Source organism: Streptomyces sp. NPDC002787 (genome assembly GCF_053592095.1).
On sequence record NZ_JBSFVC010000002.1, the window covers coordinates 354,317 to 369,121 of the forward strand.

12 protein-coding genes are annotated in these 14,805 nt (G+C 71.1%); 10 read left to right on the forward strand and 2 right to left on the reverse strand.

Translation table 11 applies throughout. The features are described 5' to 3' along the window. Window positions 1-23 precede the first annotated feature (23 nt). From ACWD26_RS03680 to ACWD26_RS03700, 5 genes are all read left to right on the forward strand, one after another. Window positions 24-263 carry a hypothetical protein gene (locus tag ACWD26_RS03680; protein ID WP_016639563.1) on the forward strand — a complete coding sequence of 80 codons (240 nt, stop codon included), beginning with the start codon at window positions 24-26 and terminating at the stop codon, window positions 261-263. 34 nt (window positions 264-297) lie between these two features. Further along, complete coding sequence (locus tag ACWD26_RS03685; RefSeq protein ID WP_451265827.1) at window positions 298-1,641, forward strand: NYN domain-containing protein; 1,344 nt, start codon at window positions 298-300, stop codon at window positions 1,639-1,641. A gap of 259 nt (window positions 1,642-1,900) precedes the next feature. Continuing rightward, window positions 1,901-2,932 carry an NlpC/P60 family protein gene (locus tag ACWD26_RS03690; protein ID WP_451265829.1) on the forward strand — a complete coding sequence of 344 codons (1,032 nt, stop codon included), beginning with the start codon at window positions 1,901-1,903 and terminating at the stop codon, window positions 2,930-2,932. Window positions 2,933-3,249: 317 nt separating this feature from the next. Next, entirely contained in the window at window positions 3,250-4,281 is a 1,032-nt protein-coding gene (locus ACWD26_RS03695) for an NlpC/P60 family protein (RefSeq protein WP_451265830.1), read from the forward strand. Window positions 4,282-4,324: 43 nt separating this feature from the next. Further along, window positions 4,325-5,548, forward strand: coding sequence for a hypothetical protein (locus ACWD26_RS03700; protein ID WP_451265832.1), 1,224 nt, complete (start codon window positions 4,325-4,327; stop codon window positions 5,546-5,548). A gap of 133 nt (window positions 5,549-5,681) precedes the next feature. On the opposite strand, the gene ACWD26_RS03705 is transcribed toward ACWD26_RS03700, so the two are convergent. After that, window positions 5,682-6,914, reverse strand: a complete 1,233-nt coding sequence (locus ACWD26_RS03705; protein ID WP_451265996.1) for a glycosyltransferase 87 family protein — start codon at window positions 6,912-6,914, stop codon at window positions 5,682-5,684. A gap of 155 nt (window positions 6,915-7,069) precedes the next feature. Between ACWD26_RS03705 and ACWD26_RS03710 the strand changes: the two genes are divergently transcribed. After that, complete coding sequence (locus tag ACWD26_RS03710) at window positions 7,070-8,212, forward strand: glycosyltransferase family 4 protein (RefSeq protein ID WP_451265834.1); 1,143 nt, start codon at window positions 7,070-7,072, stop codon at window positions 8,210-8,212. A gap of 183 nt (window positions 8,213-8,395) precedes the next feature. Further along, a complete protein-coding gene (locus ACWD26_RS03715; protein WP_451265998.1) occupies window positions 8,396-10,018 on the forward strand; it encodes a GMC oxidoreductase in 1,623 nt (540 codons plus the stop codon). A 34-nt stretch (window positions 10,019-10,052) separates the two neighbouring features. Here the strand turns inward: ACWD26_RS03715 and ACWD26_RS03720 are convergent, their stop codons facing one another. After that, window positions 10,053-11,849 carry an AMP-dependent synthetase/ligase gene (locus ACWD26_RS03720; protein WP_451265836.1) on the reverse strand — a complete coding sequence of 599 codons (1,797 nt, stop codon included), beginning with the start codon at window positions 11,847-11,849 and terminating at the stop codon, window positions 10,053-10,055. A 309-nt stretch (window positions 11,850-12,158) separates the two neighbouring features. On the opposite strand from ACWD26_RS03720, the gene ACWD26_RS03725 reads away from it, so the two are divergent. The 3 genes from ACWD26_RS03725 (at window position 12,159) to ACWD26_RS03735 (ending at window position 14,766) form a co-directional block, all read left to right on the forward strand. Continuing rightward, complete coding sequence (locus ACWD26_RS03725; protein ID WP_451265838.1) at window positions 12,159-12,956, forward strand: metallophosphoesterase family protein; 798 nt, start codon at window positions 12,159-12,161, stop codon at window positions 12,954-12,956. Window positions 12,957-13,039: 83 nt separating this feature from the next. After that, window positions 13,040-13,480, forward strand: coding sequence for an SRPBCC family protein (locus tag ACWD26_RS03730; protein WP_451265840.1), 441 nt, complete (start codon window positions 13,040-13,042; stop codon window positions 13,478-13,480). Window positions 13,481-13,596: 116 nt separating this feature from the next. After that, window positions 13,597-14,766 carry an ArsA family ATPase gene (locus ACWD26_RS03735; protein ID WP_451265842.1) on the forward strand — a complete coding sequence of 390 codons (1,170 nt, stop codon included), beginning with the start codon at window positions 13,597-13,599 and terminating at the stop codon, window positions 14,764-14,766. Window positions 14,767-14,805 lie beyond the last annotated feature (39 nt).

Genomic DNA, 14,805 nt, shown 5'->3' on the forward strand with positions numbered 1-14,805 from the left:
TGGAAGAAGGAAGAGCAGCCACGATGACGGTTCCCCTGCCGACGGACACGACCCGCTGGCGCTGCACGCTCTGTGGCAACCTCACGCGGTTCGACGTGACCCGCTCGTCGAAGGTCGTCGAGTACGTGCACCTCGACCTCGCCGGGGCGCCCAAGGTCGAGGAGCGCGAGGTGGTCAGTGAGACCATCGAGTCGGTGCGCTGCCGCTGGTGCAACGCCGTGGACCAGGTGGAACTCGTGGACAGGCCGGGCGCCGGCTCCTGACGGAGCGGGCCCCGCACAGACATTGGGGTGACGGATGGTGGAGACCGCAGGCGGGGGGCCGGGCGACGGCGCCGCTGAGGTGCTCGACCGTCCGCTGCCCGAGGGCGTGCGCAGACGTGTCGTGCAGATCGTCTCCGACGGCTTCGGTGGACTCACCGTCGCCGAACTGCCCGCGCAGCTCAGGCAGTACGCCCGGTTCACCCCGAATCGCCGGGTGAAGTTCGCGGGCAACGCGATGGCGGCCGCCGTGGAGAGCGACACGCTGTTCCGGCAGCGGATCGGGGAGCGGTTCCGTGAGACCCACCCGGAGCTGTCCGGCGCCCTCGACACGGGCGCGCCCCCGCCGGCCGCGGATCCGCTGGACGTGGCGGCCGCGGCCTACGTACTGCGCCCCACGGGCTGGGTGAAGCTGGTCGCGGCGGCCGGCGAGGAGGCCCTGCGGGCGGACGCCGAGCGGGCCGGCGAGGAGAGCCGGGCCGAGCTGGAACGGCTGCGCGAGCAACTCGCCGAGGCCCGCGGCCACACGAAGGCCGAGACGGAACGGCTGCGCGCGGAGCTGGAGTCGGCCAAGAAGGAGGCCGACTCCCTGCACCGCAAGCTCCGGGCCGCCCTCAGCGACGTCAAGCGAGGCGAGGCCGCCCTGCGCAAGCTGCACGCCGAGATGGAGACCGTACGCGCCGAGGGGCACGCCCAGGTGTCCGCCGCCGAGAGCGAGACCCGGCGGCTCAAGGCTCGGCTCGGCGAGGCGGAGGCCGCCCTGGAGGCCGCCCGGCGGGCCGCCCGGGAGGGGCGCAGCGTCGAGGACATGCGCGTACGGCTGCTGCTGGACACCGTGCTGGACGCGGCCCAGGGGCTGAGACGGGAGCTGGCGCTCCCACCGGTGTCCGTACGGCCCGCCGAGACCGTCGACGCGGTCGAGCCGGGGCGGATGACCCCGAAGGACATCGCCGCCCGCGCGCTGTCCGAGAACGACCCCGCGATCCTGGACCAGTTGCTGGCCCTGCCGCAGGCGCACCTCGTCGTCGACGGCTACAACGTCACCAAGACCGGCTATCCCCAGATGCCGCTGGAGAAGCAGCGGCTGCGGCTCCTCGGTCAGCTCTCGCAGCTCGCCGCGCAGACCGGCGCCGAGGTGACGTGCGTCTTCGACGGGGCCGAGCTGGCCGCGCCGGTGCTGCTCGCGCCGCCGCGCGGGGTGCGGGTGCTGTTCTCCAAGCCCGGTGTCACCGCCGACGAGTTGATCCGTCAGCTGGTGCGCGCCGAGCCGCCGGGGCGGCCGGTCATCGTCGCCTCCACCGACCGCGAGGTGGCCGACGGGATCGCCAAGGCGGGGGCCCGCCCGGTGGCTTCCGCGGTGCTCCTCAAGCGGCTTTCCTGACCCTTCGGTTGTATGCGCCCCAACAGCAACATACAGGCGCTATGCCCGAATTGACCGAAGTGTTGCGCAACGTAGCGTCAACCGAGCATTACTGCATGTGTGTTGAGTGTAAATTGTGCACCGTGGGAGGGGATTTTTCCTGCGGGGGATTTGAAGTGATCACCATTGGGTCACTAGGGTCTGGGCTCAAACCTCTGAACGGGTGATCGTCACCGGGGTCCCCGCCGGCCGGTCGCTCACAAGAAGGAGTTCACCTACCGTGGCGTCCCACCGTCGACCCAAGCAGCCGAGCCGTGCGCGTGTGACCGTGCTCACCTCTGCCGCCGCCGCTGCCGTGGCCCTGACCTCTCAGGCCGCCAACGCCGCGCCCAGCGAGAAGCCGACCAAGGACGAGGTCAAGGCCAAGGTCCACAAGCTCTACGAGGACGCCGGGCGGGCCACCGACAAGCTCAACGGGGCCGAGGAGAAGCAGGAGAAGCTCGAGAAGGAGATCTCCACGATCCAGGACAACGTCGCCAAGGGTCAGGAAGACCTCAACGAGCTGCGTGAGGGCATAGGTCTGGCGGCCAGCGCCCAGTACCGCTCGGGCGGCATCGACTCCTCGATCCAGCTCTTCCTCTCCGCCGACCCGGACGACTACCTGGACAAGGCCGCCACGCTCGACCAGCTGACCAGCCAGCAGGTCGAGTCGCTGAAGAAGATCCAGGAGAAGCAGCGCACGCTCGCGCAGCAGCGCCAGGAGGCCTCCGAGAAGCTGGAGGACCTCGCGGACACCCGCGAGACCCTGGCCAAGAAGAAGAAGGAAGTCCAGGCCAAGCTGGCCGCGGCGCAGAAGCTCCTCAACACCCTGACGGCCGAGGAGAAGGCCGCCCTGGACGAGCAGGAGACCCGCGCCAGCCGTGACGCCGGGGACCGCGTCGACCTCGGCAAGGAGGTGGCCGCCTCCGACCGCGGCGCCGCCGCCCTGGCCGCCGCCGCAACCCAGCAGGGCAAGCCCTACGTCTCCGGCGGCAGCGGACCCAACTCCTACGACTGCTCCGGGCTGACGCAGTGGGCGTACGCCCAGGCCGGTGTGTCGATCACCCGGACCACGTACACGCAGGCGAACGACGGCACCCGGATCGGTCGCGACCAGCTCATGCCGGGCGACCTCGTCTTCTTCAACGACCTGGGACACGTCGGCCTCTACGCGGGCAACGGCACCGTCATCCACGCCCCGTACCCGGGCAAGGTCGTCCGCTACGAGTCGATGAGCACCATCGGCACCTTCCAGTTCGGTGTCCGGATCTGACACCGGCGATGGCTTGAACAAGGCCGACCGATCACACACCGTGACGGTCGGCCTTTTTCCTGTTCAAGATCAGGACACAGGGCCGCCCGAACGGGCGAATTCCCGCACCTCATGCTGACCCCTCCCCCCGCTGGTCACCTGGGTCCCGGGCCGGGCGTCACGCAGCGTGGTCGCGGAGGTCTTTGGCTGTGACACGGTCGCGCGGCTACTGTCGGCCGCGCTTCCCTCACCCGCCGTGAGGACGACCCCTTCCGGGGTCGCCGCTCCGGCGCAGGGGGGGAGCGACCTGTCCACCGTCGAAGGGAGTGCGGCTTCCCGTGGTGTCCCACAGTCGCCTTGTACCGTCCGGGTTCGACCGGGGCGCGGCCGCCGCCCTCGGCGTGCTGTCCGCCGCGGCCGCGGCCCTCGGCGCGATCCCCGTCCAGCCCGCCGCCGCCGCTCCGCACGACAACACCAGGGCCGAGGTGGACCGGCTGTACGAGGAGGCCGAGAAGGCCACCGAGGCGTACAACAAGGCCGACGAACGCGTCGACAAGCTGCGCGACCAGGTCGGCACCGCGCAGGACTCGATCGCCCGGCAACAGGACCGCGTCAACGCCATGCGGGAGAAGCTGGGTTCGCTCGCCGGCGCCCAGTACCGCTCCGGTGCCCTCGACCCCTCCATCGCGCTGCTGTTCTCCGACGACCCGGACGACTACCTCGACACGGCGGCCGCCCTGGACCGCATCAGCGCCCACCAGGCGGGCGAACTGCACGCCCTTCAGCAGGCCTTGCGCGACCTCTCCCAGAAGCGCCAGGAGGCGACCGGGAAACTCGCCGAGCTGGAGAAGAGCCGCAAGGCCGTCGCCGAGCACAAGCGGACCGTCGAGGGGAAGCTCGCCAAGGCCCGGCAACTGCTCAACGCCCTCCCGGACGAGGAGCGCGCCGAGTACGACCGCGCCTCCCGCTCCACCGGCTCCGGCCGCACCGGCATGCCCGACCTCTCCGGCGCGTCGGCGCCCAACGGCCGGGCGGCCGCCGCCGTCGCCGCCGCCCGCTCCGCTCTCGGCAAGCCGTACATCTGGGGCTCCAGCGGCCCCGACGGCTTCGACTGCTCGGGCCTCATGGTCTGGTCGTACGGCCAGGCCGGTGTCGGCCTCCCGCGCACCTCGCAGGCCCAGCGGTACGCCGGCGCCCAGGTCCCGCTCTCCCAGGCCCAGCCCGGTGACCTGGTCACCTACCGCTCCGACGCCAGCCATGTCGGCATGTACGTCGGCAACGGCCAGGTCATCCACGCCCCCTACCCGGGCGCCCCCGTCCGCTACGACCCCGTCGGCATGATGCCGATCGCCTCGGTCACCCGCCCCTGACCGCCGTACGCCTCCTCGGCGGCGCGGCCGTACGATCGGGACCGTGGCTGGCACAAGGCGCGCGTTCCCGGGAGCCGCGGGAGTCTGTCTCGCGCTCGCCCTGCTCGTCGGCTGCGGCGGAGACGCGGTACCCGACTCCGCCCGTGCCGACGTCCAGCGGATGCTCGACCGGCGGGCGACAGCCGTCCTGGAACGGGACGGGACGGCGTACCGCTCCACCGAGGCGACGACGGGGGCGGCGACCGCCCAACTGGCCACCGGGGAAGCCGAGTTCGCCAACCTCCGGGGCCTGCCGCTGGCCTCCTGGGCGTACGACGTCACCGACTTCCGGCGCTCCGGCGACCGGGCCACGGCCGAGGCGGCCCTGCGCTACCGGATACGCGGCTACGACAAGGCGCCCGTCACCGCCGTACGGACACTGACCCTCGTCCGGGACGACGAGGGCGCCTGGCGGGTCGCCGCCGACGAGCCCTCGAAGAAGGGCACCGAACAGCTGTGGGAGCAGGGGCGGATCCTCGCGGTCCGGGGGGAGCGGAGCCTCGTGCTGGGGGTCGGGCGGTCGGCGGAGGCCCTGCGGGAGTACGCGGGAATGGCGGACCGGGCCGTACCCGCGGTGACCGAGGCGTGGGGCGAGGACTGGGCGCGGCGGGTCGTCGTCCTGGTGCCGGAGTCGCTGGAGGAGATGGCGGGGCTGCTGGGGGCGCCCGCGTCCGGGTACCGGGGGATCGCGGCGGTCACCACCGGTGAGGCGGGAGGCTCGGCGAAGGCGCCCGCGGACCGGATCATCGTCAATCCCGAGGCGTACGCCGTCCTCGGCGACTTCGGCCAACAGGTCGTCCTCACCCATGAGACGACCCACGTCGCCACCCGCGCCCACACCGACGCCGCCACCCCCCTGTGGCTCTCCGAGGGCTACGCCGACTGGGTCGGTTACCGGGGGACGGGCCGTACGGCGCCCGAGGTGGCCCCGGAGCTCCAGCGGGCGGTGGCGGAGGGACAGCTCCCGGCCGCACTGCCCGCCGACTCCGACTTCGGCTTCTCCGACGACTCCGGCGAGCTCGCCCAGGCCTACGAGGGCGGCTGGCTGGCCTGCCGCCTGATCGCCGACCGCTGGGGCGAGGTCCGCCTGAACGAGTTCTACCGGGCCGTCGGCACCCACGAGAAGCGGCCCGGGGCGGTGGAGGGCGCCCTGAAGGAGATCCTGGGCATCACCGTCGAGGAGTTCACCGAACAGTGGCGGGAGTACGTACGGGCTCAACTCGGCTGACCGGGGTCCAGCTGGGCGATCGCCTCCCGTACGGTCTGTCGGGGCTGGGGCTGCCCGGGATCTGTCTGGTGCTCGGGGTGTCCATGGCGGTGCAGGGCGTGGTGCTCGTGCCGTTGCTGCCGCGCGGGCGGGCTCAGGAGCCCAGTGGCTCCTTGGCGCGGGTCGGCTGATCCGCCAGTGGTGCCGGGGTGGGTCGGGGGACCGTGTCGTGCCACAGTTCGAACGCGGCGAGGAGGGTGGCGAGGACGAGCAGGCCGTTGCGGACGAAGAGGAGGGTGACGCCCAGGCCGTCGCTGGCCACCACGTGGGAGAACCAGATCGGGAACTCCAGGACGGTCACGAAGGACGCCGCCAGGATCATGGCCGCCGGCACGCCCATGCGGCTGGCCCGGAAGCAGAGGCACACGGCGGCCAGGCCGACCAGCCACACCATGTACTGGGGGCTGATCACCCGGCTGGTGGCCGTGAACATCAGCACCGCCACGAACGCCGCGTCCGCGAGGGTGTGCGGTGCGAACCGCCGGGCCCGTACCCGCCACAGCAGCAGCCAGGCGAAGGCCACGCCGCTGAGCAGCAGGGCCGCGTCGCTGACGGTGTCCACGTGGTCGCCGAGGAACTCCACCGAGCCGTAGTTGAGCAGCACCTCGCCGTCCCAGCCGAACTGCCGGGCGACATGGAAGACCAGGGCGCCCAGCGACTCCACCTCGGTGCCCCGGTCGCGCTGGAAGGTCAGGAAGGCGAAGGCGCCGGGCAGGGAGACGGCGAACAGCACGGCCACCGCCACACCGGTGCCCGCCGCCCACGCCCAGGCCGCGCGCTTCCGGGCGCCCAGCAGCAGCAGCGCCGGCCACACCTTCAGCAGGGCCGCGAAGGCCGTCAGCGCCCCCATCGCGCGCGGATGGCGGCTGCCGGCGAGAAGGGCCGCGACCGCCACCGCCGTCACCATCACGTCGTACCGGGCGTACACGGTCGGGCCCAGCAGCGGCAGGCCCGCCACCCACACCCAGGCGCCGCGCCACGTCCTGCCGGGCCGGCCGCCCGCGAGGAGGAGCAGCGCGAGGACGGCCAGGTCGGCGACGAAGGCGAGGACGAAGAACGCCGACGCGTAGTCCAGGAAGGGCAGCAGCGCCGGGGAGAGGATCGGGAGGGCGGCGGCGGGCGGGTACTGCCAGGTGACGTCGTCGAGGGGATACGTTCCCGCACGCAGGATCTCGTACCAGCCCTGGTAGATCACCGAGACGTCGCTGGTGACGTCCGGGCCCGGGAACACGAACACCTTGAAGACGAACAGCAGCAGGAGCAGCCGGGTCGCGCCCCAGAACGTCAGCAGCCCGAACGGGAGCCGCCGAGAGCCCGTCATGTCCATCTGAGCCACGTGAGTCCCTGTCCGTCCGCGCTCTGTTTCGCCTCTGTGAGGGACATGATCCCCCGTCGGCCTGTGAAGCGGCCGTGAAGCGTGGCCCAGTCCGGTGCGGATGCGCCTGGGAGAGGGCCGGTGCCGGTTCGGTAGGGTCGGCGGCGATGTCCAAGACCCTGATCGTGACCAACGACTTCCCGCCCCGGCCCGGTGGCATCCAGGCGTTCCTGCACAACATGGCGCTGCGGCTGGACCCCGAGCGGATCGTCGTCTACGCCTCCACCTGGAAGCGGGGCCGGGAGGGCGCCCGGGCGACGGCCGCCTTCGACGCCGAGCAGCCCTTCACCGTCGTACGCGACCGCACGACCATGCTGCTGCCGACACCGGGCGCCACACGTACGGCCGTGGATCTGCTGCGGGAGCACGGCTGCACCTCGGTGTGGTTCGGCGCGGCGGCCCCGCTCGGCCTGATGGCCCCCGCGCTGCGCAAGGCGGGCGCACGGCGTCTGGTGGCCACCACGCACGGCCACGAGGCGGGCTGGGCCCAGCTGCCCGCCGCCCGGCAGCTGCTGCGGCGGATCGGCGAGGGCACGGACACGATCACCTACCTGGGCGAGTACACGCGCTCCCGGATCGCCACGGCCCTGACCCCCGAGGCGGCCGGGCGGATGGTGCAGCTGCCGCCCGGCGTCGACGAGGGGACCTTCCATCCGGGCTCCGGCGGCGCCGAGGTCCGTGCCCGGCTCGGGCTCACCGACCGTCCGGTCGTCGTGTGCGTGTCCCGGCTCGTGCCGCGCAAGGGGCAGGACACGCTGATCCGGGCCATGCCCGGCATCCTCGCCAAGGAGCCGGACGCCGTACTGCTGATCGTCGGCGGCGGGCCCTACGAGAAGGAGCTGCGCCGCCTCGCGTACGAGACCGGGGTCGCCGAGTCCGTCCGCTTCACCGGGGCCGTCTCCTGGTCCGAGCTGCCCGCCCACTACGGTGCCGGCGACGTCTTCGCCATGCCGTGCCGTACGCGCCGGGGCGGCCTGGACGTGGAGGGACTGGGGATCGTCTACCTGGAGGCCTCGGCGACGGGTCTCCCGGTCGTCGCGGGCGACTCCGGCGGCGCCCCCGACGCCGTCCTCGACGGCGAAACGGGTTGGGTCGTACGAGGCGGCTCCCCGACAGAGGCCGCGGAACGCATCGTCACCCTGCTCGGCGACCCGGAGCTGCGGGCACGCATGGGGGAGCGGGGACGGGAGTGGGTCGAGGAGAAGTGGCGCTGGGACCTACTGGCGGAAACTTTGAAAACTTTGCTGTAGCCCCATAAGGGGCGCAGGGCTGTATCGATATGCGGCTCCGCCGCGTGGGCGCGACCAGCCACAAGACGACCGGAAGTCGCCTTCCAGGAGTACCCGGCACTCCAGTAGGCGCCGCCCTGTCCCGCGAAACCCCTAGCCGGAGCCCGAAAATCCGCACATGCTGCGCACATGACAGCAAAACTGATGCAGCGTCAGCTGACGAGACGTCACATCCTTGGTATGGCCGCGCTCCAGACCGCGGCCACCCTCGGCTTCACCCGCATCGGCCTCCAGTCGGCCCACGCCGCCGAGCCCGACGCGGTCGAATCCGCCCCCGCCATCGTCATCGGCTCCGGCTACGGCGCCGCCGTGGCCGCCCTGAGGCTCGGCCAGGCCGGCATCCGCACACTCGTCCTGGAGATGGGCAGGGCCTGGACCACCCCCGGCTCCGACGGCAAGGTCTTCTGCTCGACCCGGGAGCCGGACCAGCGGTCCATGTGGTTCAAGACCCGCACGGAGGCCCCGCTCGCCACGTTCCTGTGGCTGGACGTCGTCAACAGGGACATCAGCCCCTACCCAGGCGTCCTGGACCGCGTCCGCTACGCCAACATGTCGGTCTTCCTCGGCCGCGGCGTCGGCGGCGGCTCCCTGGTCAACGGCAGCATGGCCGTCACCCCCCTCCAGTCGTACTTCGCCGAGCAGTTCCCGACCGTCGACACCGCCGAGATGTACTCCACGTACTTCCCGCGCGCCCGCGCCATGCTCGGCGTCAACACCATCGACCCGGCGTGGTTCGAGTCCACGGAGTGGTACCGCTTCAGCCGGATCTCCCGGGCGCACGCCGAGAAGGCCGGCCTCAGGACCACCTTCGTCCCCAGCGTCTACGACTTCGCCCACATGCAGCGCGAGGCCGCCGGCACCGCCACCAAGTCCGCGCTCGCCGGTGAGGTCATCTACGGCAACAACCACGGCAAGAAAAGCCTCGACAAGACGTACCTCGCCGCCGCCCTCGGCACCGGCAACGTCACCATCCACACCATGGAACGGGCGAAGGGAATCCGCCGGCTGAGCGACGGCACGTACGTCGTCACCGTCGACCGCATCGACGACACGGGCGCGGTCGTCGCGACCAAGGAGTACGGCTGCACGTACCTCTTCCTCGGCGCGGGCAGCGTCGGCACCACCGAACTCCTCGTCCGGGCACGGGCGAAGGGCACCCTGCCCGCACTGGACGCCGGCGTCGGCGCGGGCTGGGGCACCAACGGCAACGTGATGCTCGGCCGGGCCAACCACCTCTGGGACACCGTCGGGGCGAACCAGTCGACCATGCCGGTCATGGGCATCGACGACTGGGCCAACACCTCCAACCCCGTCTTCGCGGAGATCGCCCCGCTGCCCACCGGCCTCGAACACTGGGTCAGCCTCTACCTGGCGATCACCAAGAACCAGGAGCGCGCGTCCTTCACCTACGACGCCGCGAGCGACTCGGCGAAGCTCGGCTGGACCGCCGCCCAGAGCGCGGTCTCCGTCTCCATGGCCAAGAAGCTCTTCGACCGGATCAACGCCGCCAACTCCACGATCTACCGGTACGACCTGTTCGGCTCGTCCAACAAGGTGTTCGCCGACGACTTCACGTACCACCCGCTCGGCGGCTGCGTGCTGGGGAAGGCGACCGACGACTACGGGAGGGTGAAGGGGTATTCGAAGCTGTACGTCACCGACGGCTCGCTGGTGCCCGGCTCGATCGGGGTGAACCCGTTCGTCACGATCACCGCGCTCGCCGAACGCACGATGGCACGGGTCCTCGTGGAGGACACCGCGCCATGAGTCGTGCGACCGCCGGTCGCTGCGTAACAGCTGGTTACTTCTGGTAGATCGCCTCGATCTCGTCCGCGTAGTCCTTCGCCACCACGTTGCGCTTGAGCTTCAGGGAAGGCGTCAGGTGGCCCGAGTCCTCCGTGAACTGGGAGGAGAGAATGCGGAACTTCCGCACCGATTCCGCCTTCGACACCGCGGCGTTGCCGTCGTCGATCGCGGCCTGAACGGCCGCGTTCAGATCGGCGTCCGCGCTCAGCGACGCCGCGGTGGACCCCGCGGGCTTGCCGTGCTCGGCGGCCCAACGGCCCAGGAACTCCTCGTCGATGGTGACCAGCGCGCCCACGAACGGCCGCCCGTCGCCCACCACCATGCACTCCGCGACCAGCGCGTGCGCCCGGATACGGTCCTCGATCACGGCCGGGGCGACGTTCTTGCCGCCCGCGGTGACGATGATCTCCTTCTTGCGACCGGTGATGCTGAGGTAGCCGTCCTCGTCGAGGGTGCCGATGTCACCGGTGTGGAACCAGCCGTCGGCCAGCGCCTCCTCGGTCGCGCCCGGGTTGTTCCAGTACCCCTGGAACAGGTGCTCGCCGTGCAGCAGCACCTCCCCGTCGTCCGCGATCCGGATCACGGAACCCGGCAGCGGCTGCCCGACCGTACCGATCTTCTGGCGGTCCCACGGGTTGAACGCGGTCGCCGCACAGGACTCCGTCAGGCCGTAGCCCTCCAGGACCGTGAAGCCGATACCGCGGAAGAAGTGCCCGAGGCGCTCGCCCAGCGGGGCACCGCCCGAGATCGCGAACTCGCCCTTGCCGCCGAGCACTGCCCGCAGCTTGCTGTAGACGAGCCTGTCGAACACCTTGTGCTTGACCTTCAGACCGAGGGCCGGTCCCGACGGGGTGTCCAGCGCCTTGCTGTACGCGATCGCCGTGTCCGCGGCCTTGTCGAAGATCTTGCCCTTGCCGTCCGCCTGCGCCTTGGCCCGGGCCGAGTTGTAGACCTTCTCGAAGACCCTCGGCACACCCAGGATCAGCGTCGGCCGGAAGGAGGCCAGCTCGTCGGTGAGGTTCTTGATGTCCGGGACGGTCCCCAGCTTGATCGGCGCCATCATCGGCGCGACCTGCACGAGTCGCCCGAAGACGTGTGCCAGCGGGAGGAACAGCAGGACGCTGCACTCACCGGTACGGAACAACGGCCGCAGCCGCTCCACCACGTTCCCGCACTCGGCGAAGAAGCTGCGGTGGGTGAGCACACAGCCCTTGGGCCTACCGGTCGTCCCGGACGTGTAGACGATCGTCGCCGGGTCGTCGGCCTTCGCCAGTGAGCTGCGCTCGTCGACGGTCGCGTCGGTGACGTCCTGACCGAGGCGCCCCAGCTCCTCGACACCGCCGCCCTCGATCTGCCACAGGTGCTTAAGCGCCGGCAGCCCGTCGCGCACCGACTCGACGGCGGCCATGTGCGTGTCCAGCTCCACGATCACGGCGGTCGCGCCCGAGTCGGCGAGGATCCACTGCACCTGCTCCGGCGAGCTGGTCTCGTACACCGGCACGGTGACCCCGCCGGCCGTCCAGATCGCGAAGTCCAGCAGGGTCCACTCGTACCGGGTACGGGACATCAGTGCGACGCGGTCGCCCGGCTGGACCCCGGCGGCGATGAGCCCCTTCGCGGCCGTCCGCACCTCGGCGAGGAACTGGACGGCGTTGACGTCCTGCCAGGCGCCGCCAACCTTGCGGGCGATGACGGCGACATCGGGATGCTGCGCGGCGTTTCTGCGGACGATGTCGGTCAGATTGCCGTCCGTCGGGACCTCGTACAAAGCCGGAAGGCTGAACTCGCGCAAGACTGCTGCTCCTCATAGGGCGCCGGCGCCACGACTGACGTGTGTGCTGCGACGGTGCGGTCCAAGGTGGGGACGAGCGCTCAGGCCCCGCTTGGTTCCTCACTGGTTGAAAACCTGAGCACAACTGGACTGCCCGGACGTTACCCGTCGGTATGGCTTCTCCGCGAGGGGGGTCCGGGGAGATGTTCGCCGCGTCACACATGCGGGGTTCTCCCGGGAACAATAATCCCCTCACTTACCGACTGGCCAGTAACCGCACGGTCGACCGGCTCTGTTCACGTATGCCGCACACGCCTACGCTTGATCGTCATGGCACCCACACCAGGCGGCAACGGCAGGACGCGCGTTCATGTGGTCAGCGACGTGCACGGCAACGCACACGCCCTGGCCCGAGCGGGCGAGGGCGCCGACGCCCTGGTGTGCCTGGGTGACCTGGTCCTCTTCCTCGACTACGCCGACCACTCCCGCGGCATCTTCCCCGACCTCTTCGGCGCGGAGAACGCCACCCGGCTCGTCGAACTGCGCACGGCCCGGCGGTTCGAGGAGGCACACGAACTCGGGGCCCGGCTCTGGGCGGGTGTGGGCGAGGACCGGTCCGCCGTGATCGAGAAGGCCGTCCGCAAGCAGTACGCCGAGATGTTCGCGGCCTTCCCGACGCCGACGTACGCCACCTACGGCAATGTCGATATCCCGAGGCTCTGGCCGGAGTACGCGGGGGAGGGGACGACGGTCCTGGACGGCGAGCGGGTGGAGATCGGCGGGTGGGTCTTCGGGTTCGTCGGCGGTGGGCTCCGGACACCCATGCGGACGCCGTACGAGATCAGCGACGAGGAGTACGCGGCGAAGATCGAGGCGGTGGGGGAGGTCGACGTGCTGTGCACACACATCCCACCGGAGGTCCCCGAGCTGGTGTACGACACGGTCGCACGCCGCTTCGAGCGGGGGAGCCGGGCGCTGCTGGAGGCGATCCGGAAGACACGGCCCCGGTACTCGCTGTTCGGGCATGTCCACCAGCCGTTGGTCCGGCGGATGCGGATCGGGGCGACGGAGTGTGTGAACGTCGGGCACTTCGCGGGGAGCGGGAAGCCGTGGGCGTTGGAATGGTGAGCCCCCGCAAGCGGTAGCCTTCACGCTGCACATACGTGCGCACCCACCTCCCTCACCGGAACGTCTCTGGAGGAGCCACGGCGATGGCGGAATTCACCAGTTCGAGCATCACGATCGAGGCTGCGGCGGCCGACGTCATGGGAGTGATCGCCGACTTCGCCCGCTACCCGGACTGGACGGGCGAGGTGAAGGAGGCGGAGGTGCTGCAGACCGACGGTCAGGGCCGCGCCGAGCAGGTCCGGCTCGTCATGGACGCGGGCGCGATCAAGGACGACCAGACGCTGGCCTACACCTGGACCGGGGCGAACGAGGTCTCCTGGACGCTGGTCAAGTCGCAGATGCTGCGGTCACTCGACGGGTCCTACATCTTGAAGCCGGTGAGCGACTCGGTGACCGAGGTGACGTACCAGCTGACCGTCGACGTCAAGATCCCGATGCTCGGGATGATCAAGCGCAAGGCGGAGAAGGTGATCATCGACCGCGCGCTGGCGGGGCTGAAGAAGCGGGTCGAGTCGGGCGCGTAGCCGTTGCGCCCGACAACTCGGCGGGCCGCGCTGTGTCTCGGCTGCGGGGCCGCCCGTGGCCGATCGCGCAGTTCCGCGTCGGTGCGCACCCCGTCGCTGAGTTACCGTTCAGCCTCATGCGCACCATCCTGATCACCGGGCAAGGCGGCAGTGGCCGTACGACGGTCGCGGCGGCCACGGCCGTCGAGGCGGCTCGCGCGGGCGCGCGGACGCTTGTACTGAGCGCCGACCGGGTCGACAGCCTCGGTGCGGTGCTCGGGGTGGCGACCGGCGCGGAGCCCGTCCGGGCCGCGGTGAACCTCACCGCCTGGCGGCCGGATGCCGCGGCCGGCTTCCGTGAGGATCTCGTCGGCTTCCAGGAGCGGGCCGCGTCCGTGCTGGATCTGCTGGGCGCCGGGCGGCTCGACGCCGAGGAGCTCACGCCCCTTCCCGGTGCCGAGGAGCTCGCCCTGCTGCGGGCGCTGCGCGATGCCGCGCTCTCCGAGGCGTACGACCTGCTCGTCGTGGATCTGCCGCCCGCCCCCCAGGCACTCACGTTGCTCGGCCTGCCGGAGGAGCTGCGGAGGTATCTGCGGCGGTTGCTCCCGCCCGAGCGACAGGCCGCACGAGCCCTCCGTCCCGTCCTCGGACGGCTCGCCGGTGTGCCGATGCCCTCCGAGTGGCTGTACGAGACGGCCGCCCGGTGGGACGTCGAACTGGCCGCCGTCGCGGCGGTCGTCGAGGACCCCGGGACGAGCGTGCGGCTGGTCGCCGAGCCGGGGCCGGCCGGAGCCGACCATGTGCGCGTCGCGAGCGTCGGCCTCGCCCTGCGGGGCCTCGTCGTGGACGGACTGATCGCCAACCGGGTCCTGCCGGACGGCACGCACGACACCTGGCTCGCCGGTCTCGTCGCCCAGCAGCGCAAGGCGATGGAGGAGTGGGAGCAGGTCCGTCCGGTGCACGGCGTCGCCCATCTCGGGCACGACCCCCGCGGTGTCGACGACCTCGCCGCCCTCGACGTACCCGGTGCGGGTGACGCTCCCGCCCGCGTCGAGTGGGCCGTCACCGACAACCTCGGGGACGAGGGCGTGCTCGTATGGCACATTCCGCTGCCCGGGGCGATACGCGAGGAGCTGGACCTCGTCCGGCGCGGCGACGAGTTGGTCGTCACGGCGGGGCAGTTCCGCCGTATCGTTCCGCTGCCGTCGGCACTGCGCCGCTGCACGGTCGACGGTGCGGCCCTGCGCGACGGAGAGCTGAGGATCCGTTTCGCGCCGGATCCGCGGTTGTGGCCCCGGACGCGGTGAACCGCATACGTCCGTTCGGGTAACGTCGAAGGTACGAAC